The sequence below is a fragment of the Nitrospirota bacterium genome (assembly GCA_004296885.1).
Taxonomy (GTDB): domain Bacteria; phylum Nitrospirota; class Nitrospiria; order Nitrospirales; family Nitrospiraceae; genus SYGV01.
The window spans coordinates 1-14,727 of record SCVN01000009.1 but is presented as its reverse complement, the minus strand read 5'-3'; the positions used below and the strand labels follow the sequence as shown (position 1 = coordinate 14,727).

Annotated in this window: 10 protein-coding genes and 2 pseudogenes; 9 read left to right on the top strand and 3 right to left on the bottom strand. The window is 64.5% G+C overall.

Translation table 11 applies throughout. The annotated features are described in order from the left end of the window. The first annotated feature begins 7 nt into the window (after positions 1-7). From EPO61_06440 to EPO61_06415, 6 genes and pseudogenes are all read left to right on the top strand, one after another. Positions 8-202: pseudogene (locus EPO61_06440) on the top strand (zf-HC2 domain-containing protein). Between the two features lie 287 nt (positions 203-489). Continuing rightward, entirely contained in the window at positions 490-1,209 is a 720-nt protein-coding gene (locus EPO61_06435) for a TVP38/TMEM64 family protein (protein ID TAJ09349.1), read from the top strand. Between the two features lie 59 nt (positions 1,210-1,268). Continuing rightward, the gene (locus EPO61_06430; protein ID TAJ09348.1) at positions 1,269-2,798 is read left to right on the top strand and encodes a mercuric reductase; all 1,530 of its coding nucleotides are present in this window, start codon (positions 1,269-1,271) and stop codon (positions 2,796-2,798) included. Positions 2,799-2,859: 61 nt separating this feature from the next. Continuing rightward, the gene (locus EPO61_06425) at positions 2,860-3,561 is read left to right on the top strand and encodes a DUF3047 domain-containing protein (protein TAJ09347.1); all 702 of its coding nucleotides are present in this window, start codon (positions 2,860-2,862) and stop codon (positions 3,559-3,561) included. 223 nt (positions 3,562-3,784) lie between these two features. Continuing rightward, positions 3,785-6,451 carry a CBS domain-containing protein gene (locus EPO61_06420; GenBank protein TAJ09326.1) on the top strand — a complete coding sequence of 889 codons (2,667 nt, stop codon included), beginning with the start codon at positions 3,785-3,787 and terminating at the stop codon, positions 6,449-6,451. Positions 6,452-6,528: 77 nt separating this feature from the next. Next, positions 6,529-8,973 carry a response regulator gene (locus EPO61_06415; protein ID TAJ09325.1) on the top strand — a complete coding sequence of 815 codons (2,445 nt, stop codon included), beginning with the start codon at positions 6,529-6,531 and terminating at the stop codon, positions 8,971-8,973. A gap of 67 nt (positions 8,974-9,040) precedes the next feature. On the opposite strand, the gene EPO61_06410 is transcribed toward EPO61_06415, so the two are convergent. Continuing rightward, positions 9,041-10,417, bottom strand: coding sequence for a hypothetical protein (locus tag EPO61_06410; GenBank protein TAJ09324.1), 1,377 nt, complete (start codon positions 10,415-10,417; stop codon positions 9,041-9,043). A 244-nt stretch (positions 10,418-10,661) separates the two neighbouring features. Continuing rightward, entirely contained in the window at positions 10,662-11,966 is a 1,305-nt protein-coding gene (locus EPO61_06405; protein ID TAJ09323.1) for an MFS transporter, read from the bottom strand. A 105-nt stretch (positions 11,967-12,071) separates the two neighbouring features. Here EPO61_06405 and EPO61_06400 point away from each other — a divergent pair. Then, positions 12,072-12,463: pseudogene (locus EPO61_06400) on the top strand (J domain-containing protein). After that, positions 12,390-12,713, top strand: coding sequence for a hypothetical protein (locus EPO61_06395; GenBank protein TAJ09322.1), 324 nt, complete (start codon positions 12,390-12,392; stop codon positions 12,711-12,713). Before EPO61_06400 ends, EPO61_06395 begins: the two are co-directional and overlap by 74 nt. Positions 12,714-12,772: 59 nt before the next feature. On the opposite strand, the gene EPO61_06390 is transcribed toward EPO61_06395, so the two are convergent. Beyond that, positions 12,773-13,993, bottom strand: coding sequence for an amidohydrolase family protein (locus EPO61_06390; protein ID TAJ09321.1), 1,221 nt, complete (start codon positions 13,991-13,993; stop codon positions 12,773-12,775). Positions 13,994-14,155: 162 nt separating this feature from the next. On the opposite strand from EPO61_06390, the gene EPO61_06385 reads away from it, so the two are divergent. Next, the coding region (locus EPO61_06385; GenBank protein ID TAJ09320.1) for a GAF domain-containing protein at positions 14,156-14,727 on the top strand (572 nt) is incomplete at its 3' end.

Genomic DNA, 14,727 nt, shown 5'->3' with positions numbered 1-14,727 from the left:
GTTGACCATGTCCGACGCATTCACACGATATCTGGCTGCGCGCCTGCCGTCCTGCCGGGAAGTAACCAGGTTGGGGTCCGACGCGCTGGATCGGTCGCTCCCGTTCGGGCAACGGCTGGCCGTCCGGTTCCACCTTCTGATCTGCGTGTGGTGCCGGCGCTACCTTCGGCAAATCGCCTTCTTACGGCGGGCGGTCCGCAGCCGACCCGATACGCTGACCGAAGGCGGGCCTTCTCCCGACAGTCCCGGCCTCTCCCCGGAAGCCCGCGAGCGTATCAGACGCGCCATCCGGGACCGGACGTAGCTACCCTCTTTCCCGGAAATCCGTCCTTTTTTCTTGTCGCAGCCCTGTAAGGATGCGCGACCGAGCGCGACTCTTAGGCGAGACCGTCTGTGCGACAGGGCCGGATGGCGAAAACCGGCGGAGCGATCGGCTCATTGACAGGGGGAGGAGAGGTCGCCATGATACGAATCGAGGGAGAGGTCCTGATGCAACCATCCGTCGACAGGATCGCCGAGGCCGGCTCGTTCAGCAAGGGGAAACTGGTGATCGCCCTGCTGCTTGCCGCGGCCATCGGCGGGTTCTTCTATTTCGACCTGGGCCGGTACCTTTCCCTCGAGTCGCTCAAAGCCAATCGCGATCGCCTGTTGCTGTTTACGGAAGAGCATTACCTCGCATCCGTCGCCATCTTCATCGGCTCCTACTGCCTGCTGGTCTCCGCCTCCCTTCCGGGGGCGGTGTTTTTCACCTTGGCCGGAGGCCTCCTCTTCGGCAGCGTGGTGGGGACGGTGTACGTCAACTTGGGGGCCACGAGCGGCGCAACCATCGCGTTCCTGGCCTCCCGCTATCTGCTGCGGGACTGGGTGGAGGCCAAGTTCGGCGGGTGGGTGGGGCCTTTCCAGGAAGGATTTGGGAAGAATGCCTTCAGTTATTTGATCACGATCCGGCTTATTCCGATCGCCCCGTTTTTTATCGTGAATGCCTTGTCCGGCCTGACCAAAGTCAGACTGAGCACCTATGTCACGGCGACGGCCGTCGGCATCATCCCCGGCAGTTTTGTCTATGCCTATGCGGGCCGGCAGCTGGGGACGATCAATACATTGCGGGAGATCGCCTCGCCCAACGTATTGATGGCCTTTACGCTCCTGGGCTTGCTGGCCTTGGTGCCGACGCTCTATCAGAAATTTGCGACCAAGAAGTCAGGGTGACCGCGCCGGTCCTGCCTGATGAGGAGAATTGCTCCGTGAGCCCACACGAAACCGTCACGGTGCTTCCGGACGACGAGCACAACCGGGCCCTGGTCAAGAACGTCCATCCGCCCGATTGGGTGAACCCAGAGCCGGCCGATCGGTACAACCTTGTTGTGATCGGCGCCGGCACGGCCGGTCTGGTGACGGCGGTGATTGCGGCGGCGGTCGGCGCCAAGGTGGCCTTGATCGAGAAGCACCTCATGGGCGGGGATTGCCTCAACGTCGGCTGCGTACCCTCCAAGGGGGTGATCCGGGCCGCGCGGGCCTGGGCCGATGTCAAGCGTGCGGACGAATTCGGCGTGCACATTCCGGCCGGCGTGAAGTACGACTTTGCCGCGGCCATGGCCCGCATGCGCCAACTGCGGGCCCGCATCAGCCACAATGACTCGGCGCACCGCTACAAGTCTCTGGGCGTGGATGTTTATGTCGGTAATGCCCGTTTTGCCGGACCGGATACGATGACGGTCGAAGGGCCTGCCGGCAACCGGGCCCTGCGCTTCGTCAAGGCGGCGATCTGCACCGGGGCCCGCGCCTCCGCCCCGTCCGTGCCCGGCTTGCAGGAGGCCGGGTATCTCACGAACGAAACGGTCTTTACGCTGACCGATCTCCCGGCACGCCTGGCGGTCATCGGGGCCGGTCCGATCGGCTGCGAACTGGCGCAAGCCTTTGCCCGGTTCGGCAGCCGAGTGCATCTCGTCGAGGCGCAGCACGGCATCCTGCCGAACGAAGACCGGGACGCGGCGGAGATCGTCCAGGCGTCTTTGGTGCGCGACGGGGTCAAGCTGCTCTGCTGCGGGAAAGACCTGACCGTCGCCAAGACCGAGGGCGGGAAGCGGTTGACGGTGGACTCGCACGGGCAACGCTATGACGTGATCGTGGACGAAATTCTGGTCGGGGTCGGCCGGACGCCGAATGTGGAGGGGCTTGGTTTGGACACCGTCGGCGTGCAGTTCGACAAGGGCGGCGTGATCGTGAACGACCGGTTGCAGACGAGCAACCCGCGCATTTTCGCCGCCGGCGACGTCTGCTCCCGGTACAAGTTTACGCATGCCGCCGACGCGATGGCGCAGATCGTGATTCAGAACGCCCTGTTCCCTCATCCCTTCGGGCTGGGCTATGCCAGCGCCGAGTCGTTGGTCATGCCCTGGGCGACGTTCACGGAGCCGGAAGTCGCCCACGTGGGCCTGTATGAAAAGGACGCCAAGGCCAATGGGCTGGAGGTGGAGACGTTTACGTTCAAGCTGGACGAGGTGGACCGGGCCATCCTGGACGGAGAGGAGGAAGGCTTCGCGCGGGTCCACGTCCGGAAAGGGACCGACCAGATCCTCGGCGCGACCATCGTCGCAGCGCGTGCGGGCGATCTAATCACCGAGTTCTCGGTCGTGATGAAGGCCGGCAAGGGCTTGGGCACGATCTGCCGCACGATCCATCCCTATCCGACCCAGGGCGAGGTGGTCAAGAAGGTGGCGAACGCCTGGCGCAAGACCACGTTTACGCAGGGCAAGAAGGCATTTCTGGCCAAGCTCTTCGCCTGGATGCGTCGGTAGTGGAGCGGCGGTGAGGCAACGAGCGTCGAGACCTGTGGCTTGGGCGGCGGGCGTCGCCGCGCTGTTTGTCCCGCTTGGCCTGTTGGCCGAACCGGTTTCGGTGCTGGAGGTCGGGAAGTTCTCGGCTGAAGCGGAGGGCAAGGGCCCGCCGGCCGACTGGAAGCCCCTGACCTTCAAGAAGATCGAACGGCATACCAGCTACAGCCTGGTGAAGGACGGCGGGTCCGTCGTCGTCAAGGCGGTGAGCGAGGCTTCCTCCTCCGGGCTGACGAGGGAGATCAGGATCAACCTCAAGGACTATCCGGTCATCCAGTGGCGCTGGAAAGTGGCCAATATCTACAAGAACGGCGACGTGTCGAAGAAGGAAGGGGATGATTACCCGGCCCGCATCTACATCACTTTCGAATATGACGCGAGCAAGATCGGGCTTCTGGAGAAGGCCAAGTACGAAACGGTTCGGCTGTTCTACGGCGAGTATCCCCCCCTCGGGGCAATCAATTATATCTGGGAAAGTAAAGCTCCAAGGGGCACGATCGTGCCCAATCCCTACACGGACCGGGTCAAGATGGTCGTGACGGAGAGTGGGGTGGAACGGCTCAACACCTGGGTCACCGAAGAGCGGAACCTGCTGGAGGACTACAAGCGTGTGTTCGGCGAAGAACCGCCCATGGTCTCCGGCGTGGCCATTATGACCGACAGCGACAATACAAAAGAAAATGCCGTCGCCTACTACGGAGACATCCTGTTCAGAAAGTCTCCCTGACCGCTCGGCGTAACGGTGCTCTCGTTTTGTTCGTTCGCCGGCCCGAAGTCGTCCGGCCAATCCTCTCGCCTGGCCGTTTGGTGGTGATCCGTGGGGGCAGTCGATTGCCGGCAGCGTGCGGGCTTTCCTCAAATGCTCCATCGCATGCAGTATCGGCCGCGCTTCGATGGATGTCCCGGTGGTTCGGTTTAACCCTCTGCGCCAATCCTGCTAGAATGGGCCGATGGAGCTCATCACCACCCACCTCAACGCCGATTTCGACGGCCTGGCTTCCATGGTGGCCGCGCGGAAGCTCTATCCCGGCGCGACGTTGGCTCTGCCGGCTGGCGCGCAGGAGACGGTCCGCAGCTTTCTGGCCGTCCACGACCTCGGGGTTGCCCGGCTGAAGGACGTGGACTGCAGCCAAATCACCAGACTCATCCTCGTGGATACGCACGAACCGTCGCGCCTTGGCCCGTTCAAAGACCTCTGCAGCCGGCCGGGTGTCTCGATCCATGTGTACGACCACCACCCGGCTGCTTCCTCGGATGAGACGCCGCCGCTCCGCCCCGACCTGTCGGTGGTGGAGGCCGTCGGGGCGACCACCACGATCCTGATCGAGCAGCTCCACGCCCAGAGGCTCTCCATCAGTCCCTTCGAGGCCACGGTGCTGGCGATCGGGCTCTACGAGGAAACCGGCTCCCTGGCCTATGCGTCCACGACTCCCCGCGATCTCGATGCGGCTGCGTTCGTGCTGCGGGCCGGCGCGGACCTGAACCTCGTATCCGACACCCTGCGCCGGCACCTCGATCCGGATCAGATCGCCATCCTGAACGATTTGCTGCAGCACGGGGAGACCCATTATGTGGAGGGACGGAAGGTGTTCCTGTCCACGAGCACCTTCGACCGCTATCGCGGCGACCTGGCCGAAGTGGTGCATAAGCTGGCCGAGATGGAGGGGTTCGATGCGGTCTTGGCGGCCGTGGCGATGGAGGAGAAGGTCGAGATCATCGGACGGAGCCGGAGGCCGGAGATCGACGTCGGACGGATCCTGGAAGAATTCGGCGGCGGCGGGCATGCCGAGGCGGCGGCGGCGAGTGTGAAAGGGCGGACGCTCGTCGAGATTCGGGAGCGGCTGACGCAGTTGCTGGCCGAACGGTTCCGTCCGACCTTGCTCGCGCAGGACGTGATGACCAAGCCGGTGAAAGCCGCCGGCGAAGAGGCGACTGTGCTGGACGTCGAAGGGCTGATGACCAAATACGGCGTCAATGTCTTGCCGGTGCTGGATGCGCGGGAGCGATTCCGGGGACTGATGACGCGGGAGATCGTCCAGAAGGCGTTGTTCCACGGGTTGGCCAAGTCGCCGGTCCGCGAGTTCGTCCAGACGGAGCAGTATCGGGCCGCCCCGGAAACGCCGTTTCATGAGATCGAACAGCAGATGATCGAGCGCAACCAGCGGTTCGTGCCGGTGGTGAGGGGGCCTGCCGCATCCGCCAAAGTCGTGGGCGTGATCACCAGGACCGACCTGCTTAGGGCCTTGCACGACGATGTCCTCGCGGCGGCCAGGGCAAGGGCCAAGGGACAGGAAGAGCCGGGCCCGTCTCAGTACACCCGCCGTCGGAACGTCCGGTCCTTGCTGCGGGAGCGACTCAACAGGCGGCTCTATACGCTGTTGGAAGAGGCCGGGCGGCTGGCCGACCGGTTGGGTCTGTCGGTCTATACGGTCGGTGGTTTTGTCCGGGACCTGTTGCTGGGCATCGAGAATCTGGATCTGGACCTGGTGATCGAAGGGGATGGGATCGCCTTCGCCCGTGCGCTGGCGAAGCAGGAGGGAGCTCGCGTCAAGGTGCACGACCGGTTCGGCACCGCGCTCGTCATGCTGCCGAACGGCATGAAAGTGGACGTGGCCACGGCCAGGACGGAGTACTACGAGTATCCGACCGCGCTCCCGACCGTGGAGCAGGGTTCGATCAAGAAGGACCTCTATCGGCGGGATTTCACGATCAATACCCTGGCCATCAGGCTGAACCAGCGCTTGTTCGGGGAGCTGGTGGATTTCTACGGGGGGCAGCGGGACCTGCACGAACGCGCAATCCGCGTTCTCCATAGCCTGAGTTTCGTGGAGGACCCGACCCGCGTATTCCGGGCCATCCGCTTCGAACATCGGTTCGGGTTCCGCCTGGGGAAGGAAACCCTGGCACTGATCAAGGGCGCCGTGAAGATGGACCTGTTCCATCGGCTGTCGGGGCACCGGCTGCTGGAGGAATTGCGGCTGCTGCTGTCCGAACTGAAGCCGCAACCGGGGTTGCGGCGTCTGGCCGACCTGGACTTGCTCCGCTTCATTCACCCGCGTCTGACGTGGTCGTCCCGGCTGGCTTCGCTGGTGCAGGCGGTGGAGGATGCGCTGGACTGGTACAAGATCGCCGCGCTGGATTGGCCGGAGGGCCCGGCGGCCAAGCCCTGGGTGGTCTATCTCATGGCCTTGCTGGAGCCGCTCCCCGCGCGGGCGGTGGAGGACACCCTGGCGCGCCTTGCGGTGCCGGCGTCGGTCGCGCAGACCGTGAGGGCCGGATGCTTCACCGCCAATGGCATCCTCCGACGGCTGGCCGCACGGCCCGCACCCGGCCCGGCGCAGGCCTACCATCTGCTTGTCGGCCTGTCCGATGAAACGCTGCTGCTGGTGCTGGCGAAGGCCAAGACGGAATCCGTGAAACGACTCGTGGTCGCCTTTCTTGCCGTCGACCGGCGGACCAAGCCGGCCTTGACCGGGGCGGACCTGAAGGCGCTGGGCCTGAAGCCCGGCCCCCGGTACAGGCAGATCCTGCAACGGCTTCTGGATGCCAGGCTGAACGGAGAGGTGCGCACCGACGAGGAGGAGCGGGCCTTGGCGGCCCGGCTCATCTCGGCCTAGCCCCCGCTCTTTCCGCCGGTTGGGGGAAACTCCCGCTTGGCTGGCCCCTCCGTTCCCCAAGTGATACAATCCCGCCCATGTTATGGATGTCCGTTTCGGCGGCGCTCCTCATCGGCCTGGCCCTGGGACTTGGCGCGGCCTCCCTGCTGCGGCGCCAGCAGGCCACGGCAGCCAAGGAGCTGGCCGAACGACTGTTCCGCGAGCATCACGCGGAACAGAAGGCCCAGTTGGCCGCGGTCGTCGAGACCATCGAGGCCAGCGTGGGGAATCTGACGTCGAACCTCCTCTCCAAATCCACCGAAGAAGTCGTCAAGCTGGCCAAATCCAAGTTGGAATCCGAGCGCGCCGCCGGCGCCAAAGAATTGGACGCCAAAAAAAGCCTGATCGACCGGCAGCTTCAAGTGCTGTCCGCCGAGTTGGCCGGCATCGCCAATCTGATCAAGGGCCTGGAAGGACACAAGACCGAAGAAGTGGGCGAACTGGCCACGCAGCTCAGGACGGCGCGCGAGCAGACGGCCGCCTTGATGGAGAATACCAACACTCTCGCGGCGTTTATCGCCACTGAACGGCGGCGCGGAGAGGACGTGGTGCGCGACAACGACGAACTCTTCCGCGTCCTGGCCGGAGCCAGCCCGATTCCCATGGCTCTGTGTCGGGCCGCCGACACGACCATCCTCTTCGGAAACGAACGCCTCGGAGCCTTGTTCGGGTGTGCGACGGAAACGATGGTCCGCCGGAAGCTGGCGGAGTACGTTCAGACGCTGGCGCAGCGGCAGGCCCTGCTGGCGGCGCTCCGAAAGCAGGGGCAGGTGCAGAACTATGAGGTGAGTTGCACGAACGCGGACCAGAAGCCGTTTTCGGCGCGTGTCTCCATCCAGCCGTTACTGTTCGATGGAACCCCGGCATTGCTGTGGGGATTTGTGGACGTAACGGTGCAGAAGCGCGCCGAAGAGGAACTCCGGCACAGCCAGGCCCTCCTGGCGGCGACCCTGGAATCCACCAGCGACGGCATGTGTGTGGTGGACGGCGACCGGAAGATTGTGTGCTGCAACCAGAAATTCATCGAGATGTGGAGAATTCCGGACTCCGTCATGGCGACCAGGAACGACAACCATCTCCTGACTTTCGCGCTGGATCAGGTGAAAGATCCGGCGAAGTTTCTGTCCAAGGTCCGGACCCTGTACGGACAGCCGGATGCGGAGAGTTACGACGTGGTGGAATTCAAGGACGGCCGGCTCTTCGAGCGCTATTCACAGCCGCACCGCAGCGGCGGCGCGGTCCTGGGGCGGGTGTGGAGTTTCCGAGACATCACGGAACGCAAGTGGGGGGAGGAGGCGCTGGAGAAGGCGCTCAAGGAGAGCGAGGAGCAGTTGCGGCAGTCGCAGAAGCTGGAAGCGATCGGGCAGCTGGCCGGAGGCGTGGCCCACGACTTCAACAACCTGCTGACGATCATCGGAGGGTACAGCCAGTTCCTGTTGAAGTCGTTGACGCCACAAGACGCCGCCTTCCACGATGTGGAGGAGATCCGCAAGGCGACGAAGCGAGCCACCGCCCTCACGCAGCAGCTGCTGGCGTTCAGCCGGAAGCAGTCCCGTCAGCCGACCGCGCTGGATCTCAACGATGTCGTGACCGATTTGACCCGGATGTTGCGGCGCCTGCTGGGGGAACATATTCATCTGGTCACCCAGCAGGCGCCGGATCCGGTGGTGGTCCAGGAAGACCCGACCCAGATCGAGCAGATCATCGTGAATCTGGCGGTCAATGCCCGGGATGCCATGCCGCGGGGAGGGACCTTGACGTTGGAGACAGCCTACGTGGATCTGGATCAAGCGTTCAGCCGGAGGCATCCGGGCACGAAACCGGGGCGGTACGTCCGGCTCTCGGTGAAGGACACCGGCACCGGGATGGACGCCAAGACCCTCGCCCGCTGTTTCGAGCCGTTCTTTACCACCAAGCCGAGCGGGCAGGGCACCGGGCTCGGGCTGGCGACGGTGTACGGCATTGTGAAGCAGAGCGAGGGGGCGATCGACATCCAAAGCAAGGTGGGGCAGGGCACGACCATGACGATCTATCTGCGGCGGTGGGATACCCAGGCAGGGGCTACGACGACTGTGGCCGATGCCGGCTGCATTCCCCGCGGCACCGAAACCGTGCTGGTGGTGGAGGACGATGCGGTCGTCCGCACCCTGATCCGGAAGGTGATCGAGCAGCACGGCTATACCGTGCTGGATGCGGTGTCCGGTCCTGCCGCCCTGGCGCTCGCGGAGCAGGAGCCCGGCGCGATCCATCTCTTGGTGACGGATGTGGTGATGCCGGAGATGAGCGGCCCCGACCTCGTGACTCAGTTGACGGCCGTCAGGCCTGGCCTGAAGGCCCTCTATCTCACCGGCTATGCCGAAGTCGCCACCGCGAACCGAACCCCCGCCGGTCGGGATACGCTGCTGCTCCAGAAGCCCTTTACGCCCGAAGAGCTGGCGCTGAAAGTGCGGGAAGCGCTGGATTACACCGGCACGCGCGCGTAAAGAAGCTTTCAGCCGACAGCGTTCAGTCGTCAGCGCCAGAGGCTGATGGCCGATTGCTCCCCGAATTTCAGAACGGGTAATCCACCCCGACGAACGCATTGCTTCCGTCACGTCCATAGGAGATGTCCAACCGTCCGACCACATGCGGCTTGGCCATCACGCGGAGGCCTATGCCCGGATTGATCTGCATTTGAGCCATGGTGAACGAGGCGCGGGTCAGGTTATAGACCCGCCCGACGTCGAGGTTCGGCGCGAGCTCGAAGTCGATCTTGTGATCCATAATCTGCACTTCCTTCATCCGCACCCGTTCCTCCAGGTTGACGAGGAACGCCTGATCGCTGATGAACCGGTTCAGGCCGAAGGCGCGCAGCGTCGTCTCGCCGCCCAGCGTGGGCCGCTCGTAGAACGGAATGTCACGGCCGGGAGTATGGTCGGTCCGCACCACGCCGTCGGCCAGGAAGCGGGCGACAAAGACCTTGGTGCCTCCGTCGTGGGGCACCAAGTGGCGGGCGTCGAGCATGAAACGCACCCAGCGATTGGGGTCGTCGTGCTGCACGTTCGAAATCCATTCCGTGGAAAAAAGAACATAGGTGCCTTTGACCGGGGTGAGTTGGGAGTCCCTGGTGTCGTAGAGCAGGGAGAGTTTCCCGCCGAGCATTTGCGAGCCATCCACTCCCGGCGCGGTTCTGAAGTTCACGTTGGTCTGGGGTAATGTGGGGATGATGCCATTGTCCACCCGCACGGCCCGGTACCGGCCGGTCAAGATGATGGACAAGTCGGGGCTGATGTTCAGCCCGATATACCCGTTTATATTCGTTTCCCGCGCCGTGTAATCGGTCTCTGCATTCAATCGGGACCCGTTGCCGAAGCCGAAGAAGCGGGCGAAGGGATTTTTGAAGAAATTCATCTGGCCGCCCAGGATGTACCGCCCGCCTCCGGCCCCCAGATCCTTGTAGGCGAAGTCGAAATTTTCCTGCGCCCGCTCGGCATAGTTGACGACGGCCCGGTACTGCACCGTGTCCGACCGGTAGCCGTAGTAGTTTAGGGTCAGGCTGTTGCCGACGAATTGGTTGTAGAGGTACTGAGGGGCGAAAATATCGTCGATCTCCCCCTTGGGGTTGGCCTTGAGGACCGGCATGAGGGCGCCGATGTAGAAGCTCTCGTTCCGGGAATAGCCGAAGGCGGGGAGGGGAAAATAGGTGTAGTCTCCGCTCGTAAACATGGACGCCAGGTCCGGCTCTTGCGGGGAGGCGACTCGCCCCTGCCGCTCCTCCGAGAGCGGCGCCGGCTCGCTGACTGCGGGAGTCAGGGGGCCGATCGGGAGGGCCGCGCCTGGCTTGTCCGGCCCCATCTCCGCTTGCGTGAGGCTTGGAGCAAGGCCGGGGGCGAGACCGAGGGATAGTACGGTGGCGCAGGCCAGGAGCATCCAAATGGGCCGATTCATGCGATGTCCCAATAAAAACTTGAGCGGAAGTCGGGCAACGTGGATGGAGCTAGTGATTGGGTAGCACGAGGGCCGGTTGTATGCAAGGGGGTTCCGCTTCTATCTGCCAGCCGACCGTTGTCTTTCGTGGAATACCGCCAAGGGAAGGATCAATGGGTGAGAGAAAACCATAGAGTTTGCGTCGGCGTCAAGTCGCTTGCCCGGTTGCTTAGGCGCGGCGGGGGCAGCCGGTTGACCGGCACAACTACTCCGGCAACGGACGGCCTTTGGTTTCCGGTGCAAACGGCAGGACGGCCAGCCCCAGCAGGTAGACGAGCGCGACGGCGCTGGCGGCACGGCCGAAACTGCCGAGCGCGGTGACCAGCGCGCCGGTCAGGAACGGTCCGGCGGATGCCAGCACGCGGCCGGCATTGAAGCAGAAGCCGGCGCCGGTGGCACGCAGGCGGGTCGGGTAGAGCTCGGGCAGGTAGATCGGAAAACCGCTGAAGATGCCGCTGCTGAAGAATCCCAGGATGGGCAACAGCAGCAGGACGTGCGTATAGGCGTGCGGCGCGAAAAACGTGACCGGCACCATAATCAGACTGCCTGTGCACATCAGCGCGAAGACCGGGCGCCGTCCGAACCGGTCGGCCAGGGGACCGAAACTGAGGTAGCCCGGCAAGGCGCCGAGGTTGAACAGCATGATCGCATAGCTCACCTTGCCAGCGATGTCGACCCGGCTGAGCCCCTGCATGTCCGGCAGGGCGCCGATCAACGTGGGGGTCCAGTTGCTCGCGCCCCAGAGGCCGAACACCGCGACGAAGGCCAGCGTCGAGCCCGCGAGCGTGGCGCGTCGGAGCGGCGCGTGGAAGAGCTCGGGGAGCAGGACCTTGTGTTCGAGGCCCAGGGCTTTCTCGCGCTCCTGGGCTTGCACCCACCGCTCCGGTTCCTTGACCCAGAGGCGCACCAGCATCGCGACGAAGGCGGGGACGATGCCGACCAGGAACAGAGCCCGCCACCCGTACCCTTTCAGCAGCAAATTCATGGCGGCGGCCAGAAAAAACCCGGCGGCCCAGGCCGATTGCAGAAGACCCGCCGCCCTGGTCCGCTTGTCCTCGGGCCAGACCTCCGCGACGATGGCCGCGCCCGCGGCCCATTCCCCGCCGATCCCCAGCGCCGTCAGGAAGCGGTAAATCGCCAGGTGCCACCAGTCCTGTGACAGAGCGGCCAGTCCGGTGAAGAGGGCGTAGATAAGAATCGTGGCCACGAGGGTTTTGGTCCGTCCGAAATAGTCCGCCAGCACGCCGAACAGGACTCCGCCGATGGCCCAGCCGATCAGGAAGATGGAGAGGATGAGTCCGCCATACCAGCCGATCATTTCATTGGTGACCGGCCCGCCGCCGGAATGACTCAGCAGCTCTTCCAGGGCCGGATGGAGGACGATGGCGTAGATCGTCGCGTCCATGGAGTCGAAGACCCACCCCAGCCAGGCGACGAAGAGGACGAGCCACTGGTAGGGCGTGACGCCTTCGTGCCAGGGACGGTGGGGTGGATGCCGGCCGGTGTCCATCGTGCCGCGCAGGCTACGGGGGTTGGGGGCGACTGTCAAGCCGTGTCAGGGCGGGGCGGACGCATAATTGCGGGCGGGCGGCCCTGATGCTATCATCGGCCCACCATGCCACCACTGGATTACTACGCCGTCCTGGGAGTCGCCCGGAGCGCCTCGGACGAGGAGATCAAGAAGGCGTACCGGAAGCGCGTCTTCGAGTATCACCCGGATCGGAACCCCGACGACAAAGAGGCGGAGGCCAAGATCCGTGAAATCAACGCCGCCTATGAAGTCATCGGCGATCCGGAGAACCGCCGATCCTACGAGCGGCTGCGGTTCGGGCCCGAGGACGTGGCGGAGAAGGCGCCCGATCCGGCGATCGTCCTGGAGGCGATGGAGCACAAGCTCCACGACGAGGGACAGAAGGAAATCTTCGCCGCGCTCATGAAGGATGTCGCCCGGATCAAGCGCGAGCTCGCGCTGATCCGCGAACGGACGGTGGAGGCGCAGGGCTATGACAGCTTCAAGGAGCCGCTGATTTTCGACCGGGCCTCCGAGATCATGGAGGAGTTGGTCACGCCCGAGATGGAGGCGAGGCGAAAGCGATTGCTGGACGTCGCTCTGCAAATGATGGTGTCGCAGGGGGCAATTCGGAAGGGAGATGACCGAGGGGTTGCCGACGTCAGGAATCGGTTCGAGACGACGTTCCACCGAGGCCGGCTCAGCGGGTTCCGAAACGCCCTGGAGTTGTTTTACGTGAGGCGGTAACGATGAAAAGTGAATGGAGAATAGTGAACAGAGAAAAGTGAGGCCGCACTATTTACTGTTTACGGCTCACTTTTCACCGTTGCCAGAGGGCCGCTGACGAACTTGCCCGCCTGCATCACTCCGGCGAGGCGGCCCTGATCCTGCAACAGCTCGATCCGCTTCAAGGGATTCCCGTCCACCAGTACGATATCCGCGATCTTGCCCGGCTCGAGGGTCCCCACCAGCTGGGTGATGCCGAGCAACTCGGCGGCGGAAGCCGTGGCGGAGAGGATGGTCTCCATCGGGCTCATCCCCAGCGCCACCATCCGCGTCAACTCCTGGGCGTTGTCTCCGTGATAGTTGAAGGGCGTGCCGGCGTCGGTGCCCATCGCGATGGGAATGCCGGACCGGAGGGCCTGCTTGAAACTGGCTTCGTGCCGGGCCTTCATGGAGCGGGCTTTGGTCACGGCCGATTCCGGCACGCCGCAGCCGGACCCGCAGGCGGCGGTCGTGGCCAGCGCCGACAGGGTCGGGACCATGAACACGCCGTGGGCGCGCATCAACTCGCCGGCTTCGTCGTCCAGCAACGTCGCATGTTCGATGGAATGGGCGCCCGCGCGGATGGCGTTCTTCATACCTTCGGCCCCGTGCGCATGCGCGGCCACGCGCCGGCCGGCGCGGCGCGCCTCGTCCATGCCGGCGGCCAGCTCGTCCCGGGTCAGCTGGGGGCGATCGGGGGAGGTGCCGGGCGTCAGCACGCCGCCGGAGGCGATGAATTTGATCACGTCCGCCCCGGCCGCCAGCTGCTCCCGGACGGCCCGCAGGATTTCCTCCGGCCCGTCGGCTTCGCGCCCGATGAAACGGGCGTGGCCGCCGGTCATACAGACGGCCAGGCCGGCCGCGAGGATACGCGGACCCGAAACCAGGCCGGCGGCCTGGGCTTGTTTGAGGGCGAAGATCTGATGGTCTCTGGCGCCGACATCGCGGACGGTGGTGACGCCTGCGGCCAGCGTCAGGCGGGCGAAGCGGGAGGCTTTCAACAGGGTGAGGGCCGGCTCCTCATCGCGGATCGTCCCCACCACATCGGCGTCTCCGCCGAGGCAGAGGTGGACGTGGCAGTCGATCAGGCCCGGCAAGGCCGTGAGGCCGCGCCCGTCCACGATGGGCGTTCCTCGCCGCACGCGGACGTCCCGTTCCGTTCCCACCGCGACGAGACGATCTCCGCTGACGAGCAGTGTGCCGCGCTCGATCACCTGCCCGAGCCCGTCGATGATCCGCACGTTGCGAATGGCCAAGGACATGACGGGAACCTCCCTTCCCCTCTTCGGAACCCCCTATTCAAGTAGCACAACGGCGCCGAATCCTGCATCAGAAAACGTGCCGCGGGCCGTATCGGCGGGCCCCTCAGGCGATCCGGCGCCGTGACTTGTCCTGTCTTTGCGGATGCGCTACCATGGGCCCCCATGCCTGCCCGAACCAAGTCGACCAGCGCGCCGAGCCGGAGCCGTACCGCCCAGCTCGCGAAAGAACTGGAAGCGGCGCGCCGGATCAGTCAGTCGCTCTCGCGGCAGACGGACGTCGATTCGCTGATCCGTCATGCCCTCCGCACGGCATTGGAGGTGGTGGGGGCCGATGCGGCCTCGGTGCTGTTGGCCGATCCGGCCTCCAAGCAGCTGGTGTTTCGCCATGTGATCGGGCAGAAGGCCAAGCGGTTGCGCGGCATGGCGATTCCCTGGGACCAGGGGATCGCCAGCGCCGTGTTCAAGTCCGGCAAGCCGCACATTTCGCAGGACGTGTCGCGGGATCGCCGTCACCTGGCCCGGGTGGATGCCAGCATCGGGTATCAGACCAAGGATATGATTACGCTGCCGCTGAAGCCCTGGGAAGGCAAGCCGATCGGGGTGCTGGAGGTGCTCAACAAGCGCCGCGGACGGCTGGGCAAGAAGGACGTCTCCATTCTGATGATCATTTCCGCCTTGATGTCGGCGGCGATCGTGCAGGCGCGGCTCTACGAGGAAGTGAAGTTTGCGGAGGT

Excerpts from the sequence above, each read along its gene's own strand:
- EPO61_06405 (TAJ09323.1), bottom strand. The coding sequence starts at position 11,966 with ATGGACACCGGCCGGCATCCACCCCACCGTCCCTGGCACGAAGGCGTC.
- EPO61_06435 (TAJ09349.1), top strand. The coding sequence starts at position 490 with ATGCAACCATCCGTCGACAGGATCGCCGAGGCCGGCTCGTTCAGCAAG.
- EPO61_06415 (TAJ09325.1), top strand. The coding sequence starts at position 6,529 with ATGTTATGGATGTCCGTTTCGGCGGCGCTCCTCATCGGCCTGGCCCTG.
- EPO61_06395 (TAJ09322.1), top strand. The coding sequence starts at position 12,390 with ATGAAGGATGTCGCCCGGATCAAGCGCGAGCTCGCGCTGATCCGCGAA.
- EPO61_06390 (TAJ09321.1), bottom strand. The coding sequence starts at position 13,993 with ATGTCCTTGGCCATTCGCAACGTGCGGATCATCGACGGGCTCGGGCAG.
- EPO61_06420 (TAJ09326.1), top strand. The coding sequence starts at position 3,785 with ATGGAGCTCATCACCACCCACCTCAACGCCGATTTCGACGGCCTGGCT.
- EPO61_06410 (TAJ09324.1), bottom strand. The coding sequence starts at position 10,417 with ATGAATCGGCCCATTTGGATGCTCCTGGCCTGCGCCACCGTACTATCC.